Consider the following 25,132-nt stretch of genomic DNA (forward strand, 5'->3'; position numbering starts at 1 on the left):
GTTCCCGGTCAGTGGAGGCGCATTATAGGGAGTTCTCGGCGGGCCGCAACCCCTAAATGCAAAAAACTTTTCAAGCGCGGATTTTTTCGGCAAAACGCTGGCCAAACCCGCGTTTTTGTCACTTTTCGTACTGGATCTGGCTAAATTCCTGGGCAAAGCGGTCGACCTGTTGCCAATCTGTGTACTCCACTTCCTTACTGGTATCCGTTTCACCGCCCGTCATACGCATAATGAATTGAATCATGATGCGATCGAACCAGCGATAGCGCGGATAACGCAATGCGCCGGCAAACACCGCGCACTGTTTTGGCTGCCACGGCGAAGCCAACAGGAACTTGCGGGTATAGGCGTTGGTTTGTGGCGAACGCTTTTCCGGTTTGCGCGCGGTCAGGTTGACGGCAAAGAATGCGCTCGGCATCCGATTCAACTGCTCAGCATGACGCTTGACAAATTTATCCAGCGCCGGGTTAAAGTGCCCGTAACGGATAGAAGCGCCGATCATCACCTGCTGATACTGGTTAAGATCGACCTGTTCTGCCTGCAGCAGATCGATCACCTCACAACGCAGCGTGTCCTGCAACTTGCTTGCTATATAAGAAGCGATAGCACGTGTTTGCCCGTCACGGCTCGAATAAAGTATCAATGCCTTCATGGCCTACTCCTTATATCAGGCTTACTCACGCCAGAAGGTTGGCGTGAACAGCACCAGCAATGTAAACACTTCCAGGCGCCCGAACAGCATCGTCACCACCAGGACCCACTTGGCCGCCGCCGGCATCGTGGTGAAGTTATCCGCCACTACGCCCAGACCGGGGCCGAGGTTATTGAGCGTTGCCGTCACTGCGGCGAACGCGGAAAAGTCGTCAACGCCGGTGGCAATGATCGCCAGCATGCTGACGATAAACACCAGCGCATAAGCAGAGAAGAATCCCCACACCGCCTCCAGAATGCGTTCCGGCAGCGCACGGTTGCCCAATTTGATGGTATAGACCGCGTTGGGGTGCACCAGCCTTTTCAACTCGCGCGAACCTTGCAGGTACAGAAGCAGGATACGGATCACCTTCAGGCCGCCGCCGGTCGAGCCGGCGCAACCGCCGATGAACGCCGAGCACAGCAACAACATCGGCAGGAACAGCGGCCACTTGGCGATGCTGTCGGTCGTGAAACCGGCCGTAGTCGCCATCGATACCACCTGGAAGAACGCCTGATTGAGCGTTTCCATACCGCTCTTATAGACGCCATGTCCCCAGAGCACCAACGTACACACCACCACCAGCGTCAACTGAACGAAGATAAACATGCGGAATTCAGGATCGCGCCCATACACCTTCAGGCTGCGGCCGCTCAGCAAAGCGAAGTGCAGGCCGTAGTTACAGCCGGAAATCAGCAGGAACACGGCGATGATGGTGTTGATGGTCGGGCTGGCGTAATAACCGATACTGGCGTCGTGGGTAGAAAAACCGCCGATGGCGATGGTCGAGAAACTGTGGCCGATGGCATCGAACACCGACATCCCAGCCCCCCAGAGCGCCAGCGCACAGGCGACGGTCAGCAACACATAGATTAGCCACAGGGTTTTGGCGGTTTCGGCGATGCGTGGACGCATCTTGTTATCTTTCAGCGGCCCGGGCATTTCCGCCCGATACAGCTGCATGCCGCCGACGCCGAGTATCGGCAGTATCGCCACCGCCAACACGATGATCCCCATGCCGCCCATCCATTGCAGCATTTGGCGATAGAAGAGAATAGCCTTCGGCAGCGAGTCCAACCCCACCAGCGTCGTCGCACCGGTGGTCGTCAATCCCGAGAAGGATTCAAAGAAGGCGTCGGTCAGCGACAAATTGGGCCGTTCCGAAAACAGGAACGGCAATGCCCCCACGCTGCCCAGCACGGTCCAGAACAGCACGACGATCAGGAAGCCTTCACGCGGCTTCAGCTCGTGTTTTTGCTTGCGGTTCGGCCACCACAGCATCAGCCCGATGGTCAGCGCCACGAAGAACGTTTGGCTGAACGCGCGCCCCGCCCCATCGCGATAAATCAATGCCACCAGGCCGGGAATAAACATCGTCCCGGAGAACAGGATGACCAGCAGACCAACGATACGGGTTATGGCGCGAAAATGCATTTCAGCACGATCCTTAGCAATTCAATTGGGAGGAATTATTGCGAAATGGGGGTTAATTGCAAATTACCGCGACTGAGATCACGCAATTTATTCCCAAACAGCTCGACCTCGGTGGCCGGCAACGCCAGATGCAGCACGACGGCGGCACCGTATTCGCCCTGCAGGATCCGACCTGCGGTTTGCTGCAGCAAGTTCTCCACCATCGCCAACTGCGCATAGTCGCACTGCAAGATATATTCGGCTTCCGGCACCTTTTCTACCAACACCAGCTGCTTCAACGCCTGTTGAACACCGTTGCCATAAGCTTTCACCAGCCCGCCGGTGCCCAACTTGACGCCGCCATAGTAACGAACGACCACGGCGGTCACTTCGCCGATACCGCTGCCCATCAGCTGCGCGAGGATCGGTTTGCCAGCGGTGCCCGACGGTTCTCCATCGTCGGAGAACCCCAGCTGCTGTGAGTCATCGGGGCTACCGGCGACGAAGGCCCAACAATGGTGCCGCGCCGCCGGGTGCTCATCCCGCACTTGCTGAATAAACGCCTTTGCCGCTTCTACCCCGCTGGTTGGCGCCAGCAGGGTGATAAAACGGCTCTTCTTTATTTCTTCGGTAAAGCGGGTTGCTTCCGCCGGTATCGGGTACGGCCGCATCAGGCCAGGTTCAGATCGCGCGTCATGTTCTCGATACGCTTTTCATGGATCACGATGTTGTCTTCGATGCGAATACCGCCATACGGTTTCAGCGCATCGATGCGATCCCAGGCGAAGTGCTGCTTGAACTCACCGCTGCGCCACGGCGCCAACAGAGATTCGATGAAGTACAGACCCGGCTCGATGGTCAACACCATGCCCGGCTGCAACACGCGGGTACAACGCAGGAACGGATACTTGGACGGCGCCGCCAGATGGGTGCCTTGCTCGTCCTGCATAAAGCCTGCGGCGTCGTGCACCTGCAGGCCCAGCGGGTGCCCCAGCCCGTGCGGCAGGAACGGCGTGGTGATGCCCGTTTCAACCATCGCCTCTTCGCTGAGGCCATTCACCAGTTTGTGATTCTTGAGCAACTTGGCGATGCGCTGGTGCATCTGCACATGGTAGTCGGTATAGCGCACGCCGGTTTTAATGGTGTCGATCAGCGCCAGCTGTTCACTATTGAGATCTTTCACCAGATGAGCGAACTCGCTGCCGCTTTGCGCCGCATAGGTACGCGTCAGATCGGCGGCGTAGCCGTTATATTCCGCCCCGGCGTCGATCAGAAAACTCAGGGACTCGGCCGGCGGCTGATGATCCAGCTTGGTGTAGTGCAGTACCGAAGCGTGCTCGTTCAACGCCACGATGTTGTCGTAAGGCACATCGGTATCGCGGTGGCCGGTCGCCGTCAGGTAGGCCAGATTGATGTCGAATTCGCTCATGCCGGAGAGGAAGGCCTCATGCGCGGCACGATGGCCGGTTACCGCCGTCTTCTGCGCTTCGCGCATGCAGGCCAGCTCGTAGCCGGTTTTGATCGAACGGTGGAAATCCAGGTAGTTCAGCACCGCTTTCGGGTTGATGTTCTCAGAAGGGATGCCGAGATCGCGGGCGCGCTGTTGGGCATAACCGATATAGCCGACGCGCTCGCGCTGCGGCGGAAGCTGCTGGGCGATGGCGTCGGCGTTGGCCAGCGGCATCAATTCAAGGGATTTGGTCCAGAAACTGTCCGGCAGCGGCTCTACGCTGTGCCAGTAGTCAACCGGGGAGTAGAACCACAGCTTCGGCTTGTTGACACCGTCGATCCACAACCAGCAGTTCGGCACCGACGTCACCGGCACCCAGGCTTTGAAATGCGCGTTCACTTTGAACGGATAGCTATGGTCGTCCAAAAATACCTTTTGCAGTTCCCCGGAGTGAATCAGCAGCGCATCCAACTTGTTGCGCTCCAGCACTTCGCGCGCGCGTTTTTGCAGCTCTGCTAGGTGGTCGTTATACAAAGAAGCCAGCGTTTCCATCACAGTACCCTTATGCCTTAGCACGAAAGAAGTCATCTTAACACAGCGCTCCGACGCTCCAACCTCATCGCGTTGGGCATGCGGAGCAGCTCGCAATTCCCTGCAAATGCCGTTACATCCGCAGCTTAACCATTAACCAGCCGCCCAAACCGAGCAGCGCTATCGCCAGCGCCCACAGGCCATGGTGTTCCAACAACACCGCACCGGCCGCGGCGACGCCCGCCAGACACTGCTGCAGAAAGCCGCACAGCGCCATCGCATAGGCACCATACTCTTTGGCATCGCTGACCGCCATCGCCATGCTGTTGGGAAACAGCACCGCCTGGCCAAAAATGGTCAGGCAATACAGCGCAATGAACAGCGCCATACCGGAAAGGCCGGCCAGGACGCCGCTCCACCACAGCAGCAGGATCGCCGCCGTCGCCAGCGCCACGATGCCGCTGCCGGCCTGCATCAGTTTTTTCCCGCCGAGACGCGCCACCGTACGGTTCACCGTCAGCGCCCCGCTGAAGTAGGCGACGCCGATCACCAGCCCCAGGGCGCCGAACGCCGTGACGTTGAGACCAAACCCCTGCTGCATGACGAACGGACTCACTTCCTGCAGTGTCACCGTGGTGGCAAAACCCAGCCCACCGACGCAGGCCGGCCAAAAAAATCCCGGCCGCCGCAGGATGGCGAAGTAGGTGGCCGCCATCGCCGGACGTGGCCCACGAGCGCGCCCTGCCTCCAGCGGCAGCGTCGCCATCAGCGCCAGAATGGCCAAACCGGTGGCGCCCATCAAGACGAAGCCCATCTGCCAGTGTGAATATTGGCTGAGCAGGCCGCCGACGAACTGGCCGCCGCCCAGCGCGGTGATAAAAGCGATGGAGAGCACCGACAGCCGTCGCGCCAGCTCGTCACCGCTCCAGTTATCCCGCACGATGATACGCGCGATGATCGCCGCACCGCCGGCACCCACGCCCTGCAGCGCACGCAGCGTCAGCAATTGGGCGCCGTTGCTGCACAGCGCCAACAGCCCGCTGCAGCCAATGAAAAGAAACAAAGACAGCGTCAGGGGCGCGCGGCGGCCAAAGCGATCGGCGGCCGCGCCCCAAAACAGCACCGGCAAGGCGGCGCCGATGACGAAGATTGAAATGGACAGCTCGGTGGCACGCCGGCTCATCGCCAGCTCCCGCATCACCGTTGGCAGCGAAGGCAAATACACGGTCGTCGCCATTTGCGCCATAAACACCAACAGACACGCCAGCGCCATGGTTCTGGCGGGAATGCTCCACAAGCCGCTGCGTTTAACACAAGCCGCCTTAGTCATGCGTAACCTCGTCTGAATGTTCATTCGCTGCGAGCAAGTGTATGAGTGCCGACACACTCCAGCAAATGCCGATAGCACATAAAATATAACTTCGTTTCAAATCAAAAAACTAACTTGGCGACTTGTGATCCGACCAGCAAATATGCAATCTCTCATTTGCATATTTTTAACATAAAAACCACAATCCTCTTCATCTGGTCATACCAGATCATACGCTGATTCAGGAGATAGACATGCTCTACCAAGGCGAAACATTACAACTGCACTGGCTCGATAACGGCATCGCCGAGCTGGTGTTCAACGCATCAGGCTCGGTCAACAAGCTGGACACCCGTACCGTCGCCAGCCTGGGTGAAGCGCTCACCGTGCTGGAAAACCAGCCTGAGCTCAAGGGGTTGCTGCTGCGCTCCTCCAAAGCCGCGTTTATCGTCGGCGCCGATATCACCGAATTCCTTTCTCTGTTCGCCGCACCGGCTGAAAAGCTGCACGAGTGGCTGGTATTCGCCAACAACGTCTTTAACCGGCTGGAAGATTTGCCGGTACCGACCATTTCGGCCATTAACGGCTATGCACTCGGCGGCGGTTGCGAATGCATTCTGGCGACCGATTTCCGCGTCGCCTCACCGGACGCGCGCATCGGCCTGCCGGAAACCAAATTGGGCATCATGCCGGGCTTCGGCGGTTCTGTCCGCCTGCCACGCCTGCTGGGTAACGACAGCGCGCTGGAAATCATCGCCGCCGGCAAAGACGTCAGCGCCAAAGACGCGTTGAAAGTCGGCCTGGTGGATGCGGTGGTAGCACCGGAAAAACTGGCCGAAGCGGCGCTGAAAATGCTGCAACAGGCGATCGACGGCAAGCTGGACTGGCGCGCCGCACGTCAACCTAAGCTGGAGCCGCTGAAGCTCAGCCCGATCGAAGCGGCAATGAGCTTCACCACCGCCAAAGGCATGGTGCTGCAGACCGCCGGTAAACATTACCCGGCACCGATGACCGCGGTGAAAACCATTGAAGCCGCCGCCAAGCTGGGCCGCGATGAGGCACTGAAACTGGAAACCGCCAGCTTCGTGCCGTTGGCACGATCCAACGAAGCGCGTGCGCTGGTCGGCATCTTCCTTAACGATCAGTTCGTGAAAGGCCAGGCGAAAAAGCTGGCCAAGAATGTGGACGCGCCGAAACAGGCGGCGGTGCTGGGCGCCGGCATCATGGGCGGTGGCATCGCCTACCAATCGGCGCTGAAAGGCGTGCCGGTGATCATGAAGGACATCAGCGACAAATCGCTGACGCTGGGCATGAACGAAGCGGCCAAGCTGCTCAATAAGCAGCTGGAACGCGGCAAACTGGATGGCCTGAAAATGGCGCAGGTGCTGTCGACCATTCAACCAACGTTGGACTACGCCGGCATCGAGCGCGCGCAGGTGATCGTCGAAGCGGTCGTGGAGAACCCGAAGGTCAAAGCCGCCGTACTGTCGGAAGTGGAAAACCTGATCGGCGAAGAGACCGTTCTGGCGTCGAACACCTCGACCATTCCGATTAATCACCTGGCAAAATCGTTGAAGCGCCCGCAAAACTTCTGCGGCATGCACTTCTTTAACCCGGTACACCGCATGCCGCTGGTTGAAATCATCCGCGGCGAACAAACCAGCGACGAGACCATTGCCAAAGTGGTGGCCTACGCCAGCCGCATGGGCAAAACGCCGATCGTGGTGAACGACTGCCCGGGCTTCTTCGTCAACCGCGTGCTGTTCCCGTATTTCGCCGGTTTCAGCCTGCTGCTGCGCGACGGCGCCGACTTCCGTCAGATCGATAAAGTGATGGAAAAACAGTTCGGTTGGCCGATGGGCCCGGCCTACCTGCTCGACGTGGTGGGCATCGACACCGCACACCACGCGCAAGCGGTAATGGCGGCCGGCTTCCCGGAGCGCATGAGCAAAGACTATCGCGATGCCATTGACGTGATGTTCGACAACCAGCGCTTCGGTCAGAAAAACCAGCTGGGCTTCTACCGCTACAGCCAGGACAACAAAGGTAAGCCGCGCAAGGACAACGACGAGCAGACCGATGCGCTGCTGGCCGAAGTGAGCCAACCGCGCCAGACCATCAGCGACGAAGAGGTCGTTGCGCGCATGATGATCCCGATGATCAACGAAGTGGTGCGTTGCCTGGAAGAGAAGATCGTCGCCAGCCCGGCGGAAGCCGATATGGCACTGGTGTACGGCATCGGCTTCCCTCCGTTCCATGGCGGCGCATTCCGCTACCTGGATACGCTCGGCACCGCCAACTACGTTGAGCTGGCCCAGCGTTACGCACACCTCGGCGCCCTGTATCAGGTGCCGGCCGGTCTGCGCGCCAAGGCCGAGCGCAATGAAAGCTACTACCCGGTGGCGACACCGCTGTCCGACGTCGCTACCCGCCAACCGGCATGAGGTCATAAAGATGGAAAACGTAGTTATTGTTGATGCCGTACGCACGCCGATGGGCCGCTCCAAGGGCGGCGCCTTCCGCCAGGTGCGCGCCGAAGATCTCTCCGCTCACCTGATGCGTGAAGTGTTGAGCCGCAACCCGGCGCTGGACGCCGCCGAGATCGATGACATTTACTGGGGCTGCGTGCAGCAGACGCTGGAGCAAGGCTTCAACATCGCCCGCAACGCCGCACTGCTGGCCGAGATCCCGCACCGCGTGCCGGCGGTGACCGTCAACCGCCTGTGCGGCTCTTCGATGCAGGCATTGCACGACGCGGCGCGCGCCATCATGGTTGGCGACGCACACGTCAGCCTGATCGGCGGCGTGGAACACATGGGCCATGTGCCGATGAACCACGGCGTGGATTTCCATCCGGGGCTGAGCCGCAGCGTGGCAAAAGCCGCCGGGATGATGGGGCTGACCGCCGAAATGCTGGCCAAGATGCACAACATCAGCCGCCAGATGCAGGATGAGTTTGCTGCCCGCTCCCACCAGCGCGCACATGCAGCGACGCTGGCGGGTTACTTCAAAAACGAGATCATTCCGACCAACGGCCACGACGCCGACGGCGTGCTGACCCGTTACGATTTCGATGAAGTCATTCGCCCGGAAACCACCGTCGAAAGCCTGTCGGCCCTGCGGCCGGCGTTCGATCCGGTCAACGGCACCGTCACCGCTGGCAGTTCTTCCGCCCTGTCGGACGGCGCTTCCGCCATGCTGCTGATGAGCGAGTCGCGCGCCAAAGCGCTCGGTTTGAAGGCCCGCGCCCGCATTCGCTCGATGGCGGTCGTCGGCTGCGATCCTTCCATCATGGGCTACGGCCCGGTGCCGGCCAGCAAGCTGGCGCTGAAACGCGCCGGTCTGAGCGTGCAGGACATCGATCTGTTCGAACTGAACGAAGCGTTCGCCGCCCAGTCGCTGCCGTGCATCAAAGATCTGGGGCTGATGGACAGTATCGACGACAAGATTAACCTGAACGGCGGCGCCATCGCGCTCGGCCACCCGCTGGGCTGTTCAGGCTCCCGCATCTCGACCACCCTGTTGAACAACATGGAACGTCGCGACGCACAGTTCGGCCTGGCGACCATGTGCATCGGCCTGGGCCAGGGCATCGCCACCGTGTTTGAACGCGTTTAGCTGTGTCTATCTTGGGATGACCGCGTCACCACTTCAAATCGCGGCATCCCGCCAAGTTTAGTTGCCGTTCTTCCCGCCTGTCAGGGGCGGGTTTTTTATACCTGAAATTTGCCGACGCCCAAATAAAAACGGGGCGACCCTCGGCCACCCCATTCACTGCGCATCGCCTCGGTCAGATAAACGAAAACGCGTCGCCAAACATATGCGCTTCCAGCGCGCCGCGCTCGGCGCAGAAACGCTCACGGGCAATTTTCGCCATCTCGAAACGCCCGGCGATGTAGATGTCGTGCTCCGCCAGCGTACCGAAATCCTGCAGCACCGCGCTGAGCACGGTGCCGCTGCGGCCGCGCCATTCGGCTTCCGGCTGCTCGACCACCGGGATCACCTTCAGATTCGGATGCTGCAACGACAGCGCTTCCAGCTCGCTCAAATCGTACAGGTGCTTCAGCTCACGCCCGCCCCAGTAGATTGAAATGTCGCGATCGGGCTGCTGCTCCAGCGCGGTCAACAAGATTGAACGCGCGTAAGAGAAACCGGTGCCGCCGGCGATCAGCACCAGCGGACGGCTGCCCTCTTCCCGCAGCCAGGCGTCGCCATGCGGCACGTCAACGGTGATCGCCTGCTCTTTCAGGATGCGATCCATCACCGCCATGGCGTACAGATTCAGCTCCGAAGCACCGATATGCAGCTCGATGTACTCTTGCTGCGTCGGGGTTGATGCCAGCGAGAACGGGCGCTTGTCGCGCTCGTCCATCACCACCATCAGATATTGCCCTGCCTTGAAAGAAAACGGCTGCTCGGGCACCAGACGTACCCGATAAACCGTATCGGTAATGGCCTCTACCGAGGTCACTTTACAGCTCAATATTGTCATGCGTTCCCTCTGTCGGGTCATCAATGCAAAGCTGAGAACAGGGCCTGACGCTACAGCGTCGGTTCCCTGTCACTGAAGATTGCGAGCTCATCCCAGATTTCGTCGACGCGCGCACGTACCTTTTCATCCATCTGAATCGGACGGCCCCATTCGCGATCGGTTTCACCCGGCCATTTATTGGTGGCGTCCAGCCCCATCTTCGAACCCAGACCGGAAACCGGCGAGGCGAAGTCCAGATAGTCGATCGGCGTATTCTCCACCAGAACGGTATCCCTTGCCGGATCCATTCGTGTGGTGATCGCCCAAATTACGTCGTTCCAGTCGCGCGCATTGACGTCGTCATCGCAGACGATAACAAATTTGGTGTACATAAACTGCCGCAGGAACGACCAGACGCCCATCATCACGCGTTTCGCATGGCCGGCGTACTGTTTTTTCATGGTCACTACCGCCAGGCGGTACGAGCACCCTTCCGGTGGCAGATAGAAATCGACGATTTCCGGGAACTGTTTTTGCAGGATCGGCACGAACACTTCATTCAGCGCCACGCCCAGGATCGCCGGCTCATCCGGCGGGCGGCCGGTATAGGTCGAGTGGTAGATCGCGTTGCGACGCTGGGTGATGTGCGTGATGGTAAATACCGGGAACTGGTCGATTTCATTGTAGTAACCGGTGTGGTCGCCGTAGGGGCCTTCCGGCGCCATTTCACCCGGCTCGATATAGCCTTCCAGCACGATTTCGGCGCTGGCTGGCACTTCCAGATCGTTGGAAAGACACTTGACCACTTCGGTTTTATTGCCGCGCAGCAGCCCGGCAAAGGCATATTCAGACAGGGTATCCGGCACCGGCGTGACCGCACCGAGGATAGTGGCGGGATCGGCACCCAGCGCCACCGCAACCGGGAAACGCTCGCCGGGGTGCGCCTGGCACCACTCCTGATAATCCAGCGCGCCGCCGCGATGCGACAGCCAGCGCATGATCACTTTATTCTTGCCCAGCACCTGCTGACGATAGATGCCGAGGTTTTGCCGTTCCTTATGCGGGCCACGGGTCACCGTCAGCCCCCAGGTGATCAGCGGCGCGGCGTCTTCCGGCCAGCAGTGCATCACCGGAATACGGCCCAGATCGACATCCTCACCCTGCCATACCTGCTCCTGACAAGGCGCGGACCCCAGCACCTTGGTCGGCATGTTCAGCACTTGCTTGAACTTCGGCATTTTGTCGAACAGATCGCGGAAGCCTTTCGGTGGCTCCGGTTCTTTGAGAAACGCCAGCAGTTTGCCGACTTCGCGCAGCGCGCTGATGTCTTCCTGCCCCATGCCCATCGCCACGCGATTGGCGGTGCCGAACAGGTTGCACAGCACCGGCATGTCGTACCCTTTCGGGTTTTCAAACAGCAATGCCGGGCCGCCTGCCCGCAGGGTGCGATCGGCAATCTCCGTCATTTCCAGGTAAGGATCGATCGGCTGGCTGATGCGTTTTAGTTCCCCTCTCTTCTCCAGCAACGAGAGGAAATCGCGTAAGTCACGGTATTTCATGCTGATCATTATAACGGCCTGTGGGGAGGGCATTATAAGCCCTCTTCACGGTTGTTGCTGCAATTTTGTTAACGCCGCCCGCTGCCGGGTGGCTCTCAGCCGCAGTTGAACGGCACCAGCGCAGCCAGCGCGCGCGTATCCTGATATTCGCGCGTCTCCTCGCCATGGCGGAACACCTTGAAGCCCTGCCCATTAGCGCTGAAGTAACGCAGCGCATTGCCTTCAACATGCAGCAGGCTGCCTTCCCGCAGCGCCACCACCGATTCGCTCGGGTTGATCGCGCAGAACTCCGCCAGGCGCTCGTCACGGGTTTCGCCCATGTGGCCGCTGATGTGCGCGTCGATGTAATGCGGGTTGATCTGTACCGGGAACAGCCCCAGCGCCGACAGCACCACGCTGCAGCGCACCGGCATGTCATTGGTGGTGCGAATGCTCGGCGTGGCCACATTGCAACCGGCGCTCCAGCCGACGTAAGGCACTTCACGCTCGCGCACCGCGCGCTGGATAGGCACGATCAGGCCTTGCTCATGCAGCATTTGGTTCAGCAACCAGGTATTGCCGCCGCTGACCAAAATGCATTCCGCCTGCGCGATCGCCGCCGCCGGTGAAGCGGCGTGGTGGATGCTGGTGACTTCGATGCCCAGCGTTTGCGCCAGTTCCTGCGCACGCTGGTCGTAGTCGTAACGGATCAGGGCGTAAGGGATAAAGACGGCGGATTTGATGCCACGACGCGCAATCATCGCCAGCAGTTGGCTTTTAGCGTACCCCAGCAGCTCGGCTTCACCAGACAGCTTGCCGTTGCTCAACAGAAACAGCTCCATTTATTTCTCCCTCGGTCGAAAACGATGAATAGCGTCACAGCCGGTAGCGCAACGCCTTGCCATACTGTGACGGTAACAAATTTTTAGCCCTCTGTTATACCAGCGCCGTATCGATAAGTGTGTGACCCCTCGCTAATAGCCGCAGATTCATAGAGATAGGTGATGTTACACGCTGAAACTTGCATCACTATGTATCCGGAATAGCTTTTGATATGCTTACCGGCTGGCAGAAAGGCATGTGAAACTATGGAATCCTGGTATCTACTTTATTGCAAACGCGGTCAGCTGTTGCGAGCGCAGGAACATCTGGAGCGGCAGCAGGTAAACTGCCTCAGCCCGATCATCACGCTGGAAAAGATCGTGCGTGGTAAGCGCATCGCGGTCAGCGAACCCCTGTTTCCCAACTATCTGTTTGTGGAGTTCGACCCGGAGCGCATTCACACCACCACCATCAGCGCTACCCGTGGCGTCAGCCACTTCGTGCGTTTCGGCACGTTGCCGAGCGTCATCCCGAGCAAGGTGATCGATGAACTGCGCACGCACGCCTGCGAAACCTATGTCGATCCGGAAACCCCACAGCCGGGGGATACTGTTCTGATCGTCGACGGCGTGTTCGAAGGGCTGCAGGCGATCTACACCGAGCCGGACGGCGAGGCGCGTTCCATGTTGTTGCTGAACCTGATCAACAAGCAGGTCAGTCAAAGCATCGACAACCGACAGTTCCAGAAGATGTAATGCAAAAGGCGCCCTCAGGCGCCTTTTTGTTGGCTCACTTTGCGCTTAACGACGCATCGCGTCGTCGTGCAGCCACTGGGCGACACGCTTGGCGAAGTAGGTCAGCACACCGTCGGCGCCGGCGCGTTTGAAGCACATCAACGACTCCATCACCGCAGGTTGCTCCTGCAGCCAGCCGTTCTGAATCGCCGCCATATGCATGGCGTACTCGCCGGACACCTGATAAGCGAAAGTTGGCACGCCGAAGGTATCCTTCACGCGGCGCACCACGTCCAGGTACGGCATGCCCGGTTTCACCATCACCATGTCCGCGCCTTCCTGCAGATCCTGTGCAATCTCCTGCAGCGCTTCGTCACTGTTGGCCGGATCCATCTGATAGGTCTTCTTGTTGCCGCCCTTCAGGTTGCCGCTGGAGCCCAGCGCATCGCGGAACGGGCCGTAGTAGCAGGAAGCATACTTGGCGGAATAGGCCATAATCTGGGTATTCACCAGGCCCTGCAATTCCAGACGATCGCGGATCGCCCCGATGCGGCCGTCCATCATGTCGCTCGGCGCCACGATTTCCGCACCCGCTTCGGCATGGGACAGCGCCTGACGCACCAGAATGTCTTTGGTCACATCGTTAATCACATAGCCCTGCTCATCGATGATCCCGTCCTGCCCGTGGGTGGTATAGGGATCGAGCGCTACGTCGGTCAGAATGCCCAGCTCAGGCACCGCGTCTTTCAGCGCACGCACCGTGCGCTGTACCAGCCCTTCCGGGTTATAGGCTTCTTCCGCATGCAGCGATTTCAGGCCCGGTTCGATCACCGGGAACAGGGAGATCACCGGCACGCCGAGTTTGGCGATGGTTTCCGCTTCCTTGACCAGCAGATCGATCGTCATGCGCGATACACCCGGCATCGAGGCCACTTCTTCCTGGCGATTGCTGCCTTCCATGACAAACACCGGATAAATCAGGTCGTTGACCGTCAGTTGATTCTCGGCGACCAGGCGGCGGCTGAAGTCATGACGGCGCACGCGGCGCATACGGCGACCAGGGAAGGTACCCGGAAATGCATAGCTCATAGTTTTCTCCTAGCTCAAACCAGCCGGAATAGCCGGCGGGCGTTCTCATCGGTTTTTTGCCCCAGCCATTGCGGCTCTTCCTGTCGCCAGACGGCGACCTGATGCACGATATGGGGCAGGAAACAGGGTTCGTTGCGGCGAGATGCGGGTTTAGGCTGTAAATCCCGGGGCAACAGATAAGGGGCGTCAGTTTCCAGCAGCAGACGCTCGGCCGGGATCTGCGGCAACAGGGCACGCAATTCCAGGCCGCGCCGCTCGTCGCAGACCCAACCGGTAATCCCGATCGACAGGCCCAGCGACAGGCAGCTTGTTAATTCTTCGGCGGTGCCGGTGAAGCAGTGCACCACGGCCGCGGGCAGTTTATCCAACCACGGCGTCAGTAGCTCGGCAAAACGTGCGTGTGCGTCGCGGCAATGAAGAAACACCGGCAATGCCAACTCCGCCGCCAGCGCCAGTTGCGCAATGAACGCCGCTTCCTGCTGCTCCGGCGTCGAGAAGTTGCGGTTGAAATCCAGACCGCATTCACCGATCGCCACCACTTCTGGGCCGGCGGCCAGGGCATAAATCTGCTCGGCGCTGTGTTCATCCCAGCTGCTGGCGTTATGCGGATGCACACCGGCGGTGGACCAGCAATAGCCCGCATGCTGCTGCGCCAGTTTGGCGGCCTCGCGGCTCTCAGGCAGATCGGTGCCGGTAATCAACATCCCGGTAACACCCGCCGTGCGAGCGCGCTCCACCACGGTCTCGCGGTCTTTGGCGAATTGGCTGCTGGTGAGGTTAACGCCGATATCAAACATGGTTTTTTCCAAAGCAAAAGCCGCCCAATGGGCGGCTTCGCAATCAAGATGGATCAGGGGGCTGGGGGTTCGTCACCCTCGTCTTCTTCTTCCGCCTGTGGACGACGTTTTCCAGTATAGAAGCGAGCGAAGAACACCCCCACTTCAAACAGCAGATACATCGGTATCGCCAACAGGGTTTGCGAGAACACGTCCGGTGGCGTGAGCAGCATGCCGACCACAAACGCGCCGACCAACACATACGGCCGTTTCTTCTTCAGATCTTCCGGCGAGGTGACGCCACTCCAGCACAGCAGAATGATGGCGACCGGCACTTCGAAGGCGACGCCAAACGCCATAAACAGCGCCATGACGAAATCGAGGTAGTTTTTAATGTCGGTCGCAATGGTCACCCCCATCGGCGCGGTCTTGGCAAAGAAGCCGAAGGCCAGCGGGAACACGATGAAGTAGGCGAAAGCCATGCCGAGGTAGAACAGCAGGCTGCTGGACACCAGCAGCGGCATCATCAGGCGGCGTTCATGCTTATACAGCGCCGGCGCGATGAATGCCCACACCTGATACAGAATCATCGGCGCGGAGACGAACACCGAGACGATCATGGTCAGCTTGATCGGCGTAAAGAACGGTGACGCCACGTCGGTGGCGATCATGCTCGCCCCGGCCGGCAGCTGCTTGAGCAGCGGCGCAGAGACCAGCTGGTAGATGTCGTTGGCGAAAAACACCAGCACCACGAACACCGCCAGCACGCAAATAATCGAGTTCAACAGCCGCTTGCGCAGCTCTATCAGGTGACTGATAAGGGGTTGGGTATCTTCAACAGCCATGTATTAACGATCGCCACTAGGTTGGTGAGACGCTGGGGTTTTATCCGCAACAGGTTCGACAGGAGCAGGCGCGGTTTCCACCGGCGCTTTAGCCGGTTGCGCCGCCACGACGGCTTCAGGTTCCACTGCCGGTTTTGGCACCGCGGCGGGCGCGCTGGCACTGGTTGCCGCTTCCGCCGGCGTCACGCCGTCGTGCAAGGCTTCCGGATCGATGGCCTGCGGGTTATGAATGGTGTTCGCCAGCTCTTCTTTCTCGCCCCGGTAGGTGCGTTTCAATGATTCCGCCGCGTCTTTCAGCTCATCCATCGACGCCTTCAGCTCCGGCGTCAGGTTCTGCAGGCCGGCCTGTTCCGCTTTTTTCAAGCTGTCCTGCAGCTCCTGCAGCTTCAGTTCCTGAGACAGTTCGTGCTGCACCGAGGCCGCCAGCGAGCGCAGCGCGCGGATCCAGCCCGACACCGTTCTGACCGCGACCGGCAAGCGTTCCGGCCCCAGGACAACCAGGCCGATCACCAGCACCAGCAGCAGCTCACTAAACCCAATGTCAAACACGGTTTATACCTGCTCTTTGTTCTTCGACTCTTCCGGTTTCACTTCCGGCTGCTTATCGGTAATAGGCTTGGCCGAGAAGTCAGCGTCATCCAGGCTGCTTTTCTCAGCCGTGTTGGGGGTCGACGGCGTGTCGTCGCCGATCGCCTTCTTGAAGCCCTTGATCGAGGCACCGAGATCGGAGCCCAGCGTGCGCAGTTTTTTGGTACCGAACAGCAGCACCACGATCACTGCGATGATCAACAATTGCGTAATACTAATACCGCCCATTTTAATTACCTCTAATTTTAAAGGGTCTTTTAAAGCCAGCCCGCATTATAGAGCCGACTTTACCAGAGTAACGAATTAAATCAGGTGGTTCGCTTCCAGCCAATCACCCAGCATACGATGCCGGCGGCCATCATCCAGGCGGGAAACACCTCGATTTGCCCCAGCAGCAACAGCGTGCCGCTTACCAACAGTGTAGCGCCAACGCCGAACAAATAACGTGACTGTCCCTGACGAACCCGCTGAGCCTGCATCTGGTTGGTCAGCTTATCAACGCTTTGTTGCAACAGTTTATGCTGCTGCAGGCTATCGTAAAACAGCTCGGGCAGTTCGGGCAGTTTCTCCGCCCAGAACGGCGCTTTCTCTTTCAACGCACGCACCACGGCGGGAATGCCGACCTGATCGCGCAGCCAGCTCTCGAGGAACGGCTTGGCGGTGGTCCACAGATCCAGCTGCGGGTAGAGCTGACGCCCCAGCCCTTCAACATACAGCAAGGTCTTCTGCAATAACACCAGCTGTGGCTGCACTTCCATATTGAAGCGGCGCGCGGTGTTGAACAGGTTCAGCAGCACGTTGCCGAAGGAAATCTCCGCCAGCGGCTTCTCGAAAATCGGTTCGCACACGGTGCGGATAGCAAATTCGAAATCTTCCACGTTGGTGTCACGCGGCACCCAACCGGAGTCGACGTGCAGTTCCGCCACCTTGCGGTAATCGCGGTTGAAGAAGGCGATGAAGTTTTCCGCCAGATAGCGTTTGTCATCCTTGTTCAACGAACCCACGATGCCGCAGTCGATGCCGATGTAGCAGGGATCTTCCGGATGTTCGTAGCTGACGAAAATATTACCGGGATGCATGTCCGCATGGAAGAAGCTGTCGCGGAAGACCTGGGTAAAGAACACCTGAACGCCACGTTCCGCCAACAGTTTCATGTTGGTGCCCTGCTGCTCCAGCGTGGCGATGTCCGAGACCGGAATGCCGTAGATACGCTCCATCACCAACACGCTTTCGCGGCAGTAGTCGGAGTAGACTTCAGGCACGTACAGCATCGGGCTGCCGTCGAAATTGCGACGCAGCTGAATGGCGTTGGCCGCTTCACGCAGCAGATTCAATTCGTCCAGCAGGGTTTTCTCGTACTCGCGTACCACTTCGCGCGGACGCAGGCGGCGGCCGTCCGGCAACAGCTTCGGCACCCAACCGGCCAGCCGGTACATCAAGCGCACATCGGCTTTGATAATCGGCCCGATATCCGGTCGGATCACCTTCAGCACCACTTCCTGGCCGGTGGTTTTCAACCGCGCGGTATGCACCTGCGCGATCGAGGCAGAGGCCAGCGGTTGCTGATCGAAGTCGTCGAACCAGGCTTCCAGCGGGCCGCCCATCGCCAGCTCGATATGCTTGCGCGCCAGCGCACCGTCGAAAGGCGCCACCCGATCCTGCAGCAGCGTCAGCTGATCGGCAATGTGCGGCGGGAACAGATCGCGGCGGGTCGACATCATCTGGCCGAATTTGATCCAGACCGGCCCCAATTCCTGCAGCGCCAGCCGCAGACGTTCGCCCAGCGGTTTGTCCTTGTGCCGATTAGGCATCCAGAACAGCAGCCGGCGGCCGAAGCGCAGCGGCAGCGTCAAACGCATTGTCGGGATCAGCTCGTCCAGCCCATAGCTGAGAAAAACGCGGACGATAAAATACAAACGACGCAGTTCGCCTGGGGTCATCGCTTGCCCTCCAACTTATCCATGCGGGCAATCAGCGCTTCCGCGCCGCGGGCGAGCGCATCCACTTCTTCATTGAACCACACCACTTCCAGCGGCCCCGGCGCCAGACGCCACTCTTCAGTCAGCGCCTCAGCCATGTCTTGCTGCCGACGCATCAATCCGGCCTTGAGTAACGAAGCGCCTTTGCCCAGCGCCTGCGTAATGCCCTGAGCGGCGATATCGCCGATATAAGGTGCCAGCCATTCCGCCGGATCCCACTCCGCCAGATCGAGCAGGCCAACCAGCTGTTGCACCACCTGAATATCGCCTTCCACCGTCAATTCGCCGCTGCGCATCAGCACTGGCAACTGCTGGCGATCGCGCAGCTTCAGTAAGGCGGGAATGCGGCTGCGCACGGTGCAATCGGCACTGTCTTCAGACTGCCCCAGCACGTCCACACGCAGTTCGCTGAACACCAGCACCAGCGGTGAAGCCAACTCTTCCAGTTCGATGCGCAGCACCTTGCCCGCCAGGCGTTGGCGAGCGGCTTTCATGCTGCGATCGCGAAACAGCAGGTTATTCAGCGAGGTTTCCAGCGCACCGGTCAGCAGAGGGGTAAACAGCATCGGCATCTCCCTCTCAGAACTTGAAGCCGCGATGCAGGGCGACAATCCCACCGGTCAGGTTGAAATAGGTGACGTTTTCAAAACCGGCGTTGCCCATCATGCCTTTCAGGGTTTCCTGATCGGGGTGCATACGGATCGATTCCGCCAGGTAACGGTAACTGTCCGGATCTTTCACCACCAGCTCGCCGATCTTCGGCAACACATGGAAGGAGTAGGCATCATAAGCCTTGCTCAGCGGAGCCAGCAGCGGCTTGGAGAATTCCAGCACCAACAGGCGCCCGCCCGGCTTCAGCACGCGGAACATCGAGCGCAGCGCTTTGTCTTTGTCGGTGACGTTGCGCAGGCCAAAGGAGATGGTGATGCAATCGAAGTAGTTATCCGGGAACGGCAGCGCTTCAGCGTTGGCCTGCACGTAATTGATGTTGCCGACGATGCCGCGATCGCGCAGCTTCTCGCGCCCCATCTTCAGCATCGAATCGTTGATGTCCGCCAGCACCACCTGCCCCTGCTCGCCAACCATGCGGGAGAACTTGGCCGCCAGGTCGCCGGTGCCGCCGGCCAGATCCAGCACGCGCTGCCCACGGCGCACGCCGCTGCAGTCAATGGTGAAACGCTTCCAGATACGGTGGATGCCGAACGACATCAGGTCGTTCATCACGTCATACTTTGCCGCTACCGAATGAAAAACGTCCGCCACCATGGCCTGTTTTTCGTCTCTAGCGACGGTGCGAAAACCGAAATCGGTGGTTTCCTGCGGTTGATCTGCCATTGTCCTGCCTGCTATTCAGTCAATTTTGTGTGGATGAGTGTACCAGAAGCCTGGGGAATACCCCACCTCGCCACGGCCTCAGCCGTGCGAAACGAAGCCCGGTTCCCCGGCGGTATCGTCATCGTCTTTCGTCTGCGGCAGCGCGGCGACATCATCGTCGTTCGCCTCTTCCGCGTCATCGTGTTGCGCGCCGGCTTGCTGCGCCAGCAGCGGGTTGATCGGCCGTTTGACCTCAACCCCCAGCGCGCGGAAACCTTCAATTTGGCCGATAAGATTACCACGGCCTTCGCTCAGTTTGTTCATCGCCTGACGATAACTGCCCTGCGCCTTGTCCAGGCTCTGCCCCAGCGCGGACATATCGTCCACGAACAGCCGCATCTTGTCATACAGTTTCGCCGCGCGATCGGCGATGCGCTGGGCATTTTGGCTCTGATGCTCATAGCGCCACAGGTTGGTGATGGTACGCAGTGCCACCAGCAACGTGGTCGGGCTGACCAGCATGATGTTGTGCTTAAGCGCTTCGCTGATCAGCTCCGGCTCGCGATCGATAGCCAGCAGGAAGGCAGGCTCGACCGGAATGAACATCAGCACATAGTCCAGCGAGCGCAGCCCCGGCAGCTGCTGGTAGTCCTTACGGCCCAGCATGCGAATGTGGCCACGCAGCGAAGCGATATGTTCGCTCAGCGCCGCTTCGCGCTCCGCCTCGTCTTCACCGTTGAAATAGCGCTCGTAGGCGATCAGCGACATCTTGGCGTCGATCACGACATCCTTGCCCTGCGGCAGGCGCACGATCACATCGGGCTGCATGCGACTCTGATGATCTACCCGCACGTTGACCTGCGTTTCATACTCGTGCCCTTCGCGCAGGCCGGAGGCCTCCAGCACCCGGCTCAGCACCACTTCACCCCAGTTGCCCTGGGTCTTGTTGTCGCCTTTCAGCGCCTTGGTGAGGTTGATGGCCTCGCGCGCCATTTGCGCATTCAACTGCTGCAGATTGCGTATCTCGTGCGTCAGCGTGTGGCGCTCACGCGCCTCCTGGCCAAAGCTGTCCTGCACCTGCCGGCGGAAACCGTCCAGCTGTTCGCGCAGCGGCAGCAGTAACCGATCCAAACTTTGCTTATTTTGCTCGTCCACCTTGCGGCCGCTGTGTTCAAAAATGCGGTTGGCGAGGTTTTCAAACTGGGTGGTGAGGCGCTGTTCGCTGTTGATCAGCAGACGCTGCTTCTCCTCCGCCGCCATGCGCGTCTCTTCCAGACGGATGGTGACTTCGCGCAGCTCGGCCTCCTGCGCGCTGTTAACCTCGCGCTGGGCGCGCAGCTCCTGATTGAGCAGTTCGCATTCGTTGCGCCAATGATTGAGCTGTTGCAGCTTTTCATGCCCGGCCGCCAGCTGGCTGTGCAGGTTGCGCAGCTCCAGCTCGCTCTGGCGCAACTGCTGCTCGTGACGCTGCAGGGTATCCTGCCGCACGGCCGTTTCCTGCTGCGCCTGCTGCAATGCTTGCTCCAGCAACCGCAGTTCGGTTTCATGTTGCGCATTCGTCTGCTGCACCCGCAGACTGGCGATCAGCCACCCCAACAGCATGCCGATCGCGACGCCGCCAATCCCATAAATCAGACTGGTATCCACCCTGCCTCCTGTTGCACCTTGCCGTTCCGGCGTTTCGCACGCCCATTGCCCGTCACGTTAAGGGGAGGCTGTATGGATGTCCAGCCTGATTTTGCCCGCCGCGCACAATATTGCGCGGCGCTACGCAATTTAGCGAGAAATCAGCCCAGCCACTGGCTGAGCCACTTGATGCCGAACGCCCCCGGCGCCAGAATGCCGAACGCCCAGATCATCGCCGACGTGACGTTGGCCAGTTGGAAATAGCGCTGCGGCATGCCGCAAATGCCGCCCACCAGCGGCACCACGGCGCGCAGCGGGCCGAAAAAGCGGCCGATGAAAATGCCCAGCACGCCCCAGCGCTCAAAGAAGGCATGGCCGCGCGCCAGCAGCTGCGGATTGCGCGACAGCGGCCACATATGGGCCACGCGATCCTGATAGTGATAGCCGATCCAGTAAGAGAGCCAGTCGCCGAAAAACGCCCCGGCGGCGGCGGCGGCCCAAATCGGCCAAAAGGCGATGCCGCTTTCGCCGATCAGCGCGCCCAGCGCCAGCAGGATCACCGTGGCCGGCAGCAGCAGCGACAAAAACGCCAGCGACTCACCGAACGCCAGGAAGAAGATGATGGGAATGGCCCAGCCTTCGTGCTGACGCACGACGTCGCTGACCCAGTTGATAACGTCATTGAGGCTCAATGCAGGGCTCCTGATACGCGATGATTCGCCGCCTAGGATAAGCCGGGGCGAGTTAAACCCCGGCTAAACACGCGGTAATTTACTCGAGGTAAAACGCCTGCAGCGCTTCGCGCTGGGCCGCGCCCAGGCCGTATTCCGCTTCCAGCCAGCGGTCAGTGGAGCCGTATTGCTGGCGGATGCAGCCCAGCGCCGTCATCAGGAACTCCTCGCGCGCGCTGAGCACGTAGGCGAATTGCTCCAGCGCCGCCGCATTCAGCTTGATAGACAGCTGATCCAGCATCTGCTCGCGGAAAGTGGCCAGCGTGGTTTCAGTCAGCAGATAGTCTTCCAGCACCGTCGCTTCGTCGGCGCCCAGCGCGAACAGCACCAGCGCCGAACCGACGCCAGTGCGATCCTTGCCGACCGCGCAGTGCTGCACGATCGCGCCGCCGCCAGGGTTGCTCAACAGCTGCGCCAGCCGCTGATAGGCCGCATTGCCGAACGGCAGGCGGCGATACAGCTCCAGCATGAACGCCCGGGCGTCGAAAGCGGCCAGCGTTTCGTTGGTGAGCTTTTCCAGGTTGGCGTTAACTTCGCTGCTCAGCGGGTTAGCCGGCACGTGGTGATAGTCGGCGCCATTCCACAGAATATCCGGTTTGGCCTGCACTTCGTCGGCATCGCGGTAGTCCAGCACGGAACGTACCGGCACTCCAGCGAGGAAAGTGCAGTCGCTTTCCGTCAGCCGTTCGAGAGAACCGGAGCGGAACAGCAGGCCGCGTTTGATGCGGCGCCCGTCGGCCACGCCGTTGCCACCGAAGTCGCGGAAATTGATGCCACCGTCGAGCGGCGCAAGCGAAGGATGAAGCAGGATCTGGGCGGTCATAAACGTCCTCGTTGTTTTTGTTATGACAACGCGCGGCAGCCATCGGCGCAGCGCTGAGGAGTATCACCGTAACAGATTCGCCGCGAATGGAAAAACGGGCCGCGTCAGCGGCCCGTTCAGTTCGTTGACAAAGGAGGAAAAAACGCGGTTTTTCCTCCTTTGTGGTCATCAGCCGAAAATCAATGAATTGATTTTCCCTGTTTGTTATCCGCAGCTCTTTGCAAACCCGGCAATGGCATGAGGTTGATGACAAACCTCAACGGGCCGCGTCAGCGGCCCGTTGAGGGAAGGTGATTACAGCAGACGGCGGGCGGCATCCACCACGATCTGCACCGCTTTGCTTTCCGTGTTTTTCATGGTTTCGGCGTTCGGGATCTCTTGCTGGGTGCGGTTAACGATCACCCCAGCCACCATGCCGGCGCGCAGGCCCTGGCTGGCGCACATGGTCAGCAGCGTGGCGGATTCCATTTCATAGTTCATCACGCCCATCGCCTGCCACTCTTCCATCGAGCCTTTAAAACGGCTGACCACGCGGCCGGAGTAGGTGTCGTAACGTTCCTGGCCCGGGTAGAAAGTATCGGAAGAGGCGGTCACGCCAATGTGGGTGGTCGCGCCGCTGGCCTTGGCCGCTTCCACCAGCGCGGTGGTGCAGGCGAAGTCCGCGACCGCCGGAAACTCCATCGGCGCAAAGTGCAGGCTGGCACCGTCGAGGCGTACCGCCGCCGTAGTCACCAGCACGTCACCGACGTTGATATTGGCCTGAATGGCGCCGGTGGTGCCGATGCGCAGGAAGGTGCGAATGCCCAGCTGCGCCAGCTCTTCCACCGCGATAGAGGTAGACGGGCCGCCGATACCGGTGGAGCAGACGATCACCGCCTTGCCGTCCAGCTCTGCGCGCCAGGTGGTGAATTCACGATGGGAGGCCAGATGCACCGGATTTTCCATCAGCTTGGCAATCTTCTCTACGCGCTGCGGATCGCCCGGCACGATGGCAAGCTGGGCCCCTTGTAAATCGTTCTTGGTGAGGCCGAGATGAAAAACATCAGACTGAGACATACGAGACTCCTCATGGATCATGTTTATTGGGAGGAACAAAAAAGCACTCTACTGAAAATCGCCGCTTAATTTCGTGACGATAGTCACTATGAAAAGAGAAACAAATCACATGCTACATATTTTTTGTGATTTTTATCACGAAAAAAATCACTATGACGCATCCAGAACGCACCGCTAAATCTCAGTCTAGCCGACAAACCTTGCCGCTCCCTGCCCGTTGGTTGCCGACTGAAACTATTTAGCTCATCAATTCGAAATACCCCCATCTTATCGGTTGCTTAGGGACAAAAAAGCCCTCTAACGCACCTTATGGCACTTACGTGGGCCAAAACGCGTAATAACATGATAAAAAGCGCTTAAAAATGCCGCAAAGCCAGATAATTAGCCGTTTTTTATCGACTTGTCCGAAAGTGCGCCACGCAGCGCCAATAATGGGTAATCTTTCCTATAGTTAATCTCAGCGCTTTTTTCTATTGCACGGAGACCGCAATGAAAACCGAACATGTGATGACATTAGAACAGGCTCAGGGGGGATTCGCCCCGGCCGCCGCGCCGTTGGCCGCCTCCGCGATTATCACCGACGAACAGGGCATTCACGCCGGGCAAACGACCATCCCTTCTCAGGGCGACGCGCTGCCGGCCTATGTCGCCAAACCCGCCGACCATAACGGCCCCTTCCCCATCGTGCTGGTGGTACAGGAAATCTTCGGCGTCCATGAGCACATTCAGGATCTGTGCCGTCGCCTGGCCAAGCAGGGCTATCTGGCAATCGCGCCCGAGCTCTATTTCCGTCAGGGCGACGCCAACGACTACACCGATATCGGCGAACTGTTCCAGCAGTTGGTGACCAAGGTGCCGGATCGTCAGGTGCTGTCGGATCTGGATCACGCCGCGCACTGGGCTATCCGCCACGGCGGCGACGCCGGCAAGCTGGCGATCACCGGTTTCTGCTGGGGCGGCCGCATTACCTGGCTGTACGCGGCGCACAACCCGCAGTTGAAGGCGGCGGTCGCCTGGTACGGCAAACTGGTCGGCGAGAAAACGCTGAATTCACCGAAGCATCCGGTCGATGTCGCCACGCACCTGTCGACGCCGGTTCTGGGGCTGTATGGCGGGCAGGACAGCGGCATTCCGCTGGAGACGGTGGAAACCATGCGTCAGGCGATCCGCGCCGCCAACGCCGAGGCCGAAATCGTGGTGTACCCCGAGGTCGGGCATGCGTTCAACGCCGACTATCGCCCCAGCTACAACGCCGAAGCGGCGGAGGACGGCTGGCAGCGCATGCTGGCGTGGTTCGCTCAGCACGGCGTCAAATAATTTCCCTCGCATAAAAAAGGGCGCCGAAG

Annotated in this window: 24 protein-coding genes; 4 read left to right on the top strand and 20 right to left on the bottom strand. The window is 59.6% G+C overall.

The window, feature by feature from the left end; translation table 11 throughout:
- Positions 1–118 precede the first annotated feature (118 nt).
- The 5 genes from hemG to FOT55_RS11600 all read right to left on the bottom strand — a co-directional run bounded on the left by hemG (position 119) and on the right by FOT55_RS11600 (position 5,415).
- Entirely contained in the window at positions 119–652 is a 534-nt protein-coding gene (gene hemG / locus FOT55_RS11580) for a menaquinone-dependent protoporphyrinogen IX dehydrogenase (protein WP_043137471.1), read from the bottom strand.
- Between the two features lie 21 nt (positions 653–673).
- The gene (gene trkH, locus FOT55_RS11585; protein ID WP_025304932.1) at positions 674–2,125 is read right to left on the bottom strand and encodes a Trk system potassium transporter TrkH; all 1,452 of its coding nucleotides are present in this window, start codon (positions 2,123–2,125) and stop codon (positions 674–676) included.
- A gap of 35 nt (positions 2,126–2,160) precedes the next feature.
- Positions 2,161–2,775, bottom strand: a complete 615-nt coding sequence (locus FOT55_RS11590; protein ID WP_060434754.1) for an IMPACT family protein — start codon at positions 2,773–2,775, stop codon at positions 2,161–2,163.
- Complete coding sequence (gene pepQ / locus FOT55_RS11595; protein ID WP_025304931.1) at positions 2,775–4,106, bottom strand: Xaa-Pro dipeptidase; 1,332 nt, start codon at positions 4,104–4,106, stop codon at positions 2,775–2,777. Before pepQ ends, FOT55_RS11590 begins: the two co-directional genes overlap by 1 nt.
- 112 nt (positions 4,107–4,218) lie before the next feature.
- Positions 4,219–5,415: an MFS transporter gene (locus FOT55_RS11600; RefSeq protein ID WP_043137482.1), complete on the bottom strand. Its 1,197-nt coding sequence runs from the start codon at positions 5,413–5,415 to the stop codon at positions 4,219–4,221.
- A 233-nt stretch (positions 5,416–5,648) separates the two neighbouring features.
- On the opposite strand from FOT55_RS11600, the gene fadB reads away from it, so the two are divergent.
- Entirely contained in the window at positions 5,649–7,838 is a 2,190-nt protein-coding gene (gene fadB, locus FOT55_RS11605; RefSeq protein WP_147823489.1) for a fatty acid oxidation complex subunit alpha FadB, read from the top strand.
- Positions 7,839–7,848: 10 nt separating this feature from the next.
- Positions 7,849–9,012: an acetyl-CoA C-acyltransferase FadA gene (gene fadA, locus FOT55_RS11610; RefSeq protein WP_025304928.1), complete on the top strand. Its 1,164-nt coding sequence runs from the start codon at positions 7,849–7,851 to the stop codon at positions 9,010–9,012.
- A 172-nt stretch (positions 9,013–9,184) separates the two neighbouring features.
- On the opposite strand, the gene fre is transcribed toward fadA, so the two are convergent.
- From fre to pepE, 3 genes are all read right to left on the bottom strand, one after another.
- Positions 9,185–9,886, bottom strand: coding sequence for an NAD(P)H-flavin reductase (gene fre / locus FOT55_RS11615; RefSeq protein ID WP_060434756.1), 702 nt, complete (start codon positions 9,884–9,886; stop codon positions 9,185–9,187).
- 50 nt (positions 9,887–9,936) lie between these two features.
- Positions 9,937–11,433: a 4-hydroxy-3-polyprenylbenzoate decarboxylase gene (gene ubiD, locus FOT55_RS11620; RefSeq protein ID WP_099816950.1), complete on the bottom strand. Its 1,497-nt coding sequence runs from the start codon at positions 11,431–11,433 to the stop codon at positions 9,937–9,939.
- A gap of 86 nt (positions 11,434–11,519) precedes the next feature.
- Complete coding sequence (gene pepE / locus FOT55_RS11625; protein ID WP_025304925.1) at positions 11,520–12,245, bottom strand: dipeptidase PepE; 726 nt, start codon at positions 12,243–12,245, stop codon at positions 11,520–11,522.
- A gap of 246 nt (positions 12,246–12,491) precedes the next feature.
- Between pepE and rfaH the strand changes: the two genes are divergently transcribed.
- A complete protein-coding gene (rfaH, locus tag FOT55_RS11630) occupies positions 12,492–12,980 on the top strand; it encodes a transcription/translation regulatory transformer protein RfaH (RefSeq protein ID WP_025304924.1) in 489 nt (162 codons plus the stop codon).
- A 45-nt stretch (positions 12,981–13,025) separates the two neighbouring features.
- Here the strand turns inward: rfaH and hemB are convergent, their stop codons facing one another.
- The 12 genes from hemB to udp form a co-directional block, all read right to left on the bottom strand.
- Positions 13,026–14,048 carry a porphobilinogen synthase gene (gene hemB, locus FOT55_RS11635; RefSeq protein ID WP_141971623.1) on the bottom strand — a complete coding sequence of 341 codons (1,023 nt, stop codon included), beginning with the start codon at positions 14,046–14,048 and terminating at the stop codon, positions 13,026–13,028.
- 14 nt (positions 14,049–14,062) lie between these two features.
- On the bottom strand, positions 14,063–14,845 hold the full coding sequence (gene tatD / locus FOT55_RS11640) for a 3'-5' ssDNA/RNA exonuclease TatD (protein WP_147823490.1): 783 nt from the start codon (positions 14,843–14,845) through the stop codon (positions 14,063–14,065).
- Between the two features lie 53 nt (positions 14,846–14,898).
- Positions 14,899–15,669: a Sec-independent protein translocase subunit TatC gene (gene tatC, locus FOT55_RS11645; RefSeq protein WP_004934456.1), complete on the bottom strand. Its 771-nt coding sequence runs from the start codon at positions 15,667–15,669 to the stop codon at positions 14,899–14,901.
- 3 nt (positions 15,670–15,672) lie between these two features.
- Positions 15,673–16,218, bottom strand: coding sequence for a Sec-independent protein translocase protein TatB (gene tatB, locus FOT55_RS11650; protein ID WP_147823491.1), 546 nt, complete (start codon positions 16,216–16,218; stop codon positions 15,673–15,675).
- 3 nt (positions 16,219–16,221) lie between these two features.
- Positions 16,222–16,485 carry a Sec-independent protein translocase subunit TatA gene (tatA, locus tag FOT55_RS11655; protein ID WP_004934452.1) on the bottom strand — a complete coding sequence of 88 codons (264 nt, stop codon included), beginning with the start codon at positions 16,483–16,485 and terminating at the stop codon, positions 16,222–16,224.
- Between the two features lie 80 nt (positions 16,486–16,565).
- A complete protein-coding gene (gene ubiB / locus FOT55_RS11660; RefSeq protein WP_025304920.1) occupies positions 16,566–18,197 on the bottom strand; it encodes a ubiquinone biosynthesis regulatory protein kinase UbiB in 1,632 nt (543 codons plus the stop codon).
- The gene (gene ubiJ / locus FOT55_RS11665; RefSeq protein ID WP_025304919.1) at positions 18,194–18,802 is read right to left on the bottom strand and encodes a ubiquinone biosynthesis protein UbiJ; all 609 of its coding nucleotides are present in this window, start codon (positions 18,800–18,802) and stop codon (positions 18,194–18,196) included. Before ubiJ ends, ubiB begins: the two co-directional genes overlap by 4 nt.
- A 13-nt stretch (positions 18,803–18,815) precedes the next feature.
- A complete protein-coding gene (gene ubiE, locus FOT55_RS11670; protein WP_025304918.1) occupies positions 18,816–19,571 on the bottom strand; it encodes a bifunctional demethylmenaquinone methyltransferase/2-methoxy-6-polyprenyl-1,4-benzoquinol methylase UbiE in 756 nt (251 codons plus the stop codon).
- A 78-nt stretch (positions 19,572–19,649) separates the two neighbouring features.
- Entirely contained in the window at positions 19,650–21,197 is a 1,548-nt protein-coding gene (gene rmuC, locus FOT55_RS11675; RefSeq protein ID WP_049209369.1) for a DNA recombination protein RmuC, read from the bottom strand.
- Positions 21,198–21,337: 140 nt separating this feature from the next.
- A complete protein-coding gene (locus tag FOT55_RS11680; RefSeq protein WP_004934438.1) occupies positions 21,338–21,868 on the bottom strand; it encodes a DedA family protein in 531 nt (176 codons plus the stop codon).
- 79 nt (positions 21,869–21,947) lie between these two features.
- Positions 21,948–22,730 carry a tyrosine-protein phosphatase gene (locus FOT55_RS11685; RefSeq protein WP_025304916.1) on the bottom strand — a complete coding sequence of 261 codons (783 nt, stop codon included), beginning with the start codon at positions 22,728–22,730 and terminating at the stop codon, positions 21,948–21,950.
- 294 nt (positions 22,731–23,024) lie between these two features.
- Entirely contained in the window at positions 23,025–23,786 is a 762-nt protein-coding gene (udp, locus tag FOT55_RS11695) for a uridine phosphorylase (protein ID WP_004934432.1), read from the bottom strand.
- Positions 23,787–24,275: 489 nt separating this feature from the next.
- Between udp and FOT55_RS11700 the strand changes: the two genes are divergently transcribed.
- Complete coding sequence (locus FOT55_RS11700) at positions 24,276–25,103, top strand: dienelactone hydrolase family protein (protein WP_060434760.1); 828 nt, start codon at positions 24,276–24,278, stop codon at positions 25,101–25,103.
- The last annotated feature ends 29 nt before the right edge of the window (positions 25,104–25,132 follow it).

This window comes from Serratia bockelmannii, assembly GCF_008011855.1.
In the GTDB taxonomy this organism is placed as follows: Bacteria; Pseudomonadota; Gammaproteobacteria; order Enterobacterales; family Enterobacteriaceae; genus Serratia; species Serratia bockelmannii.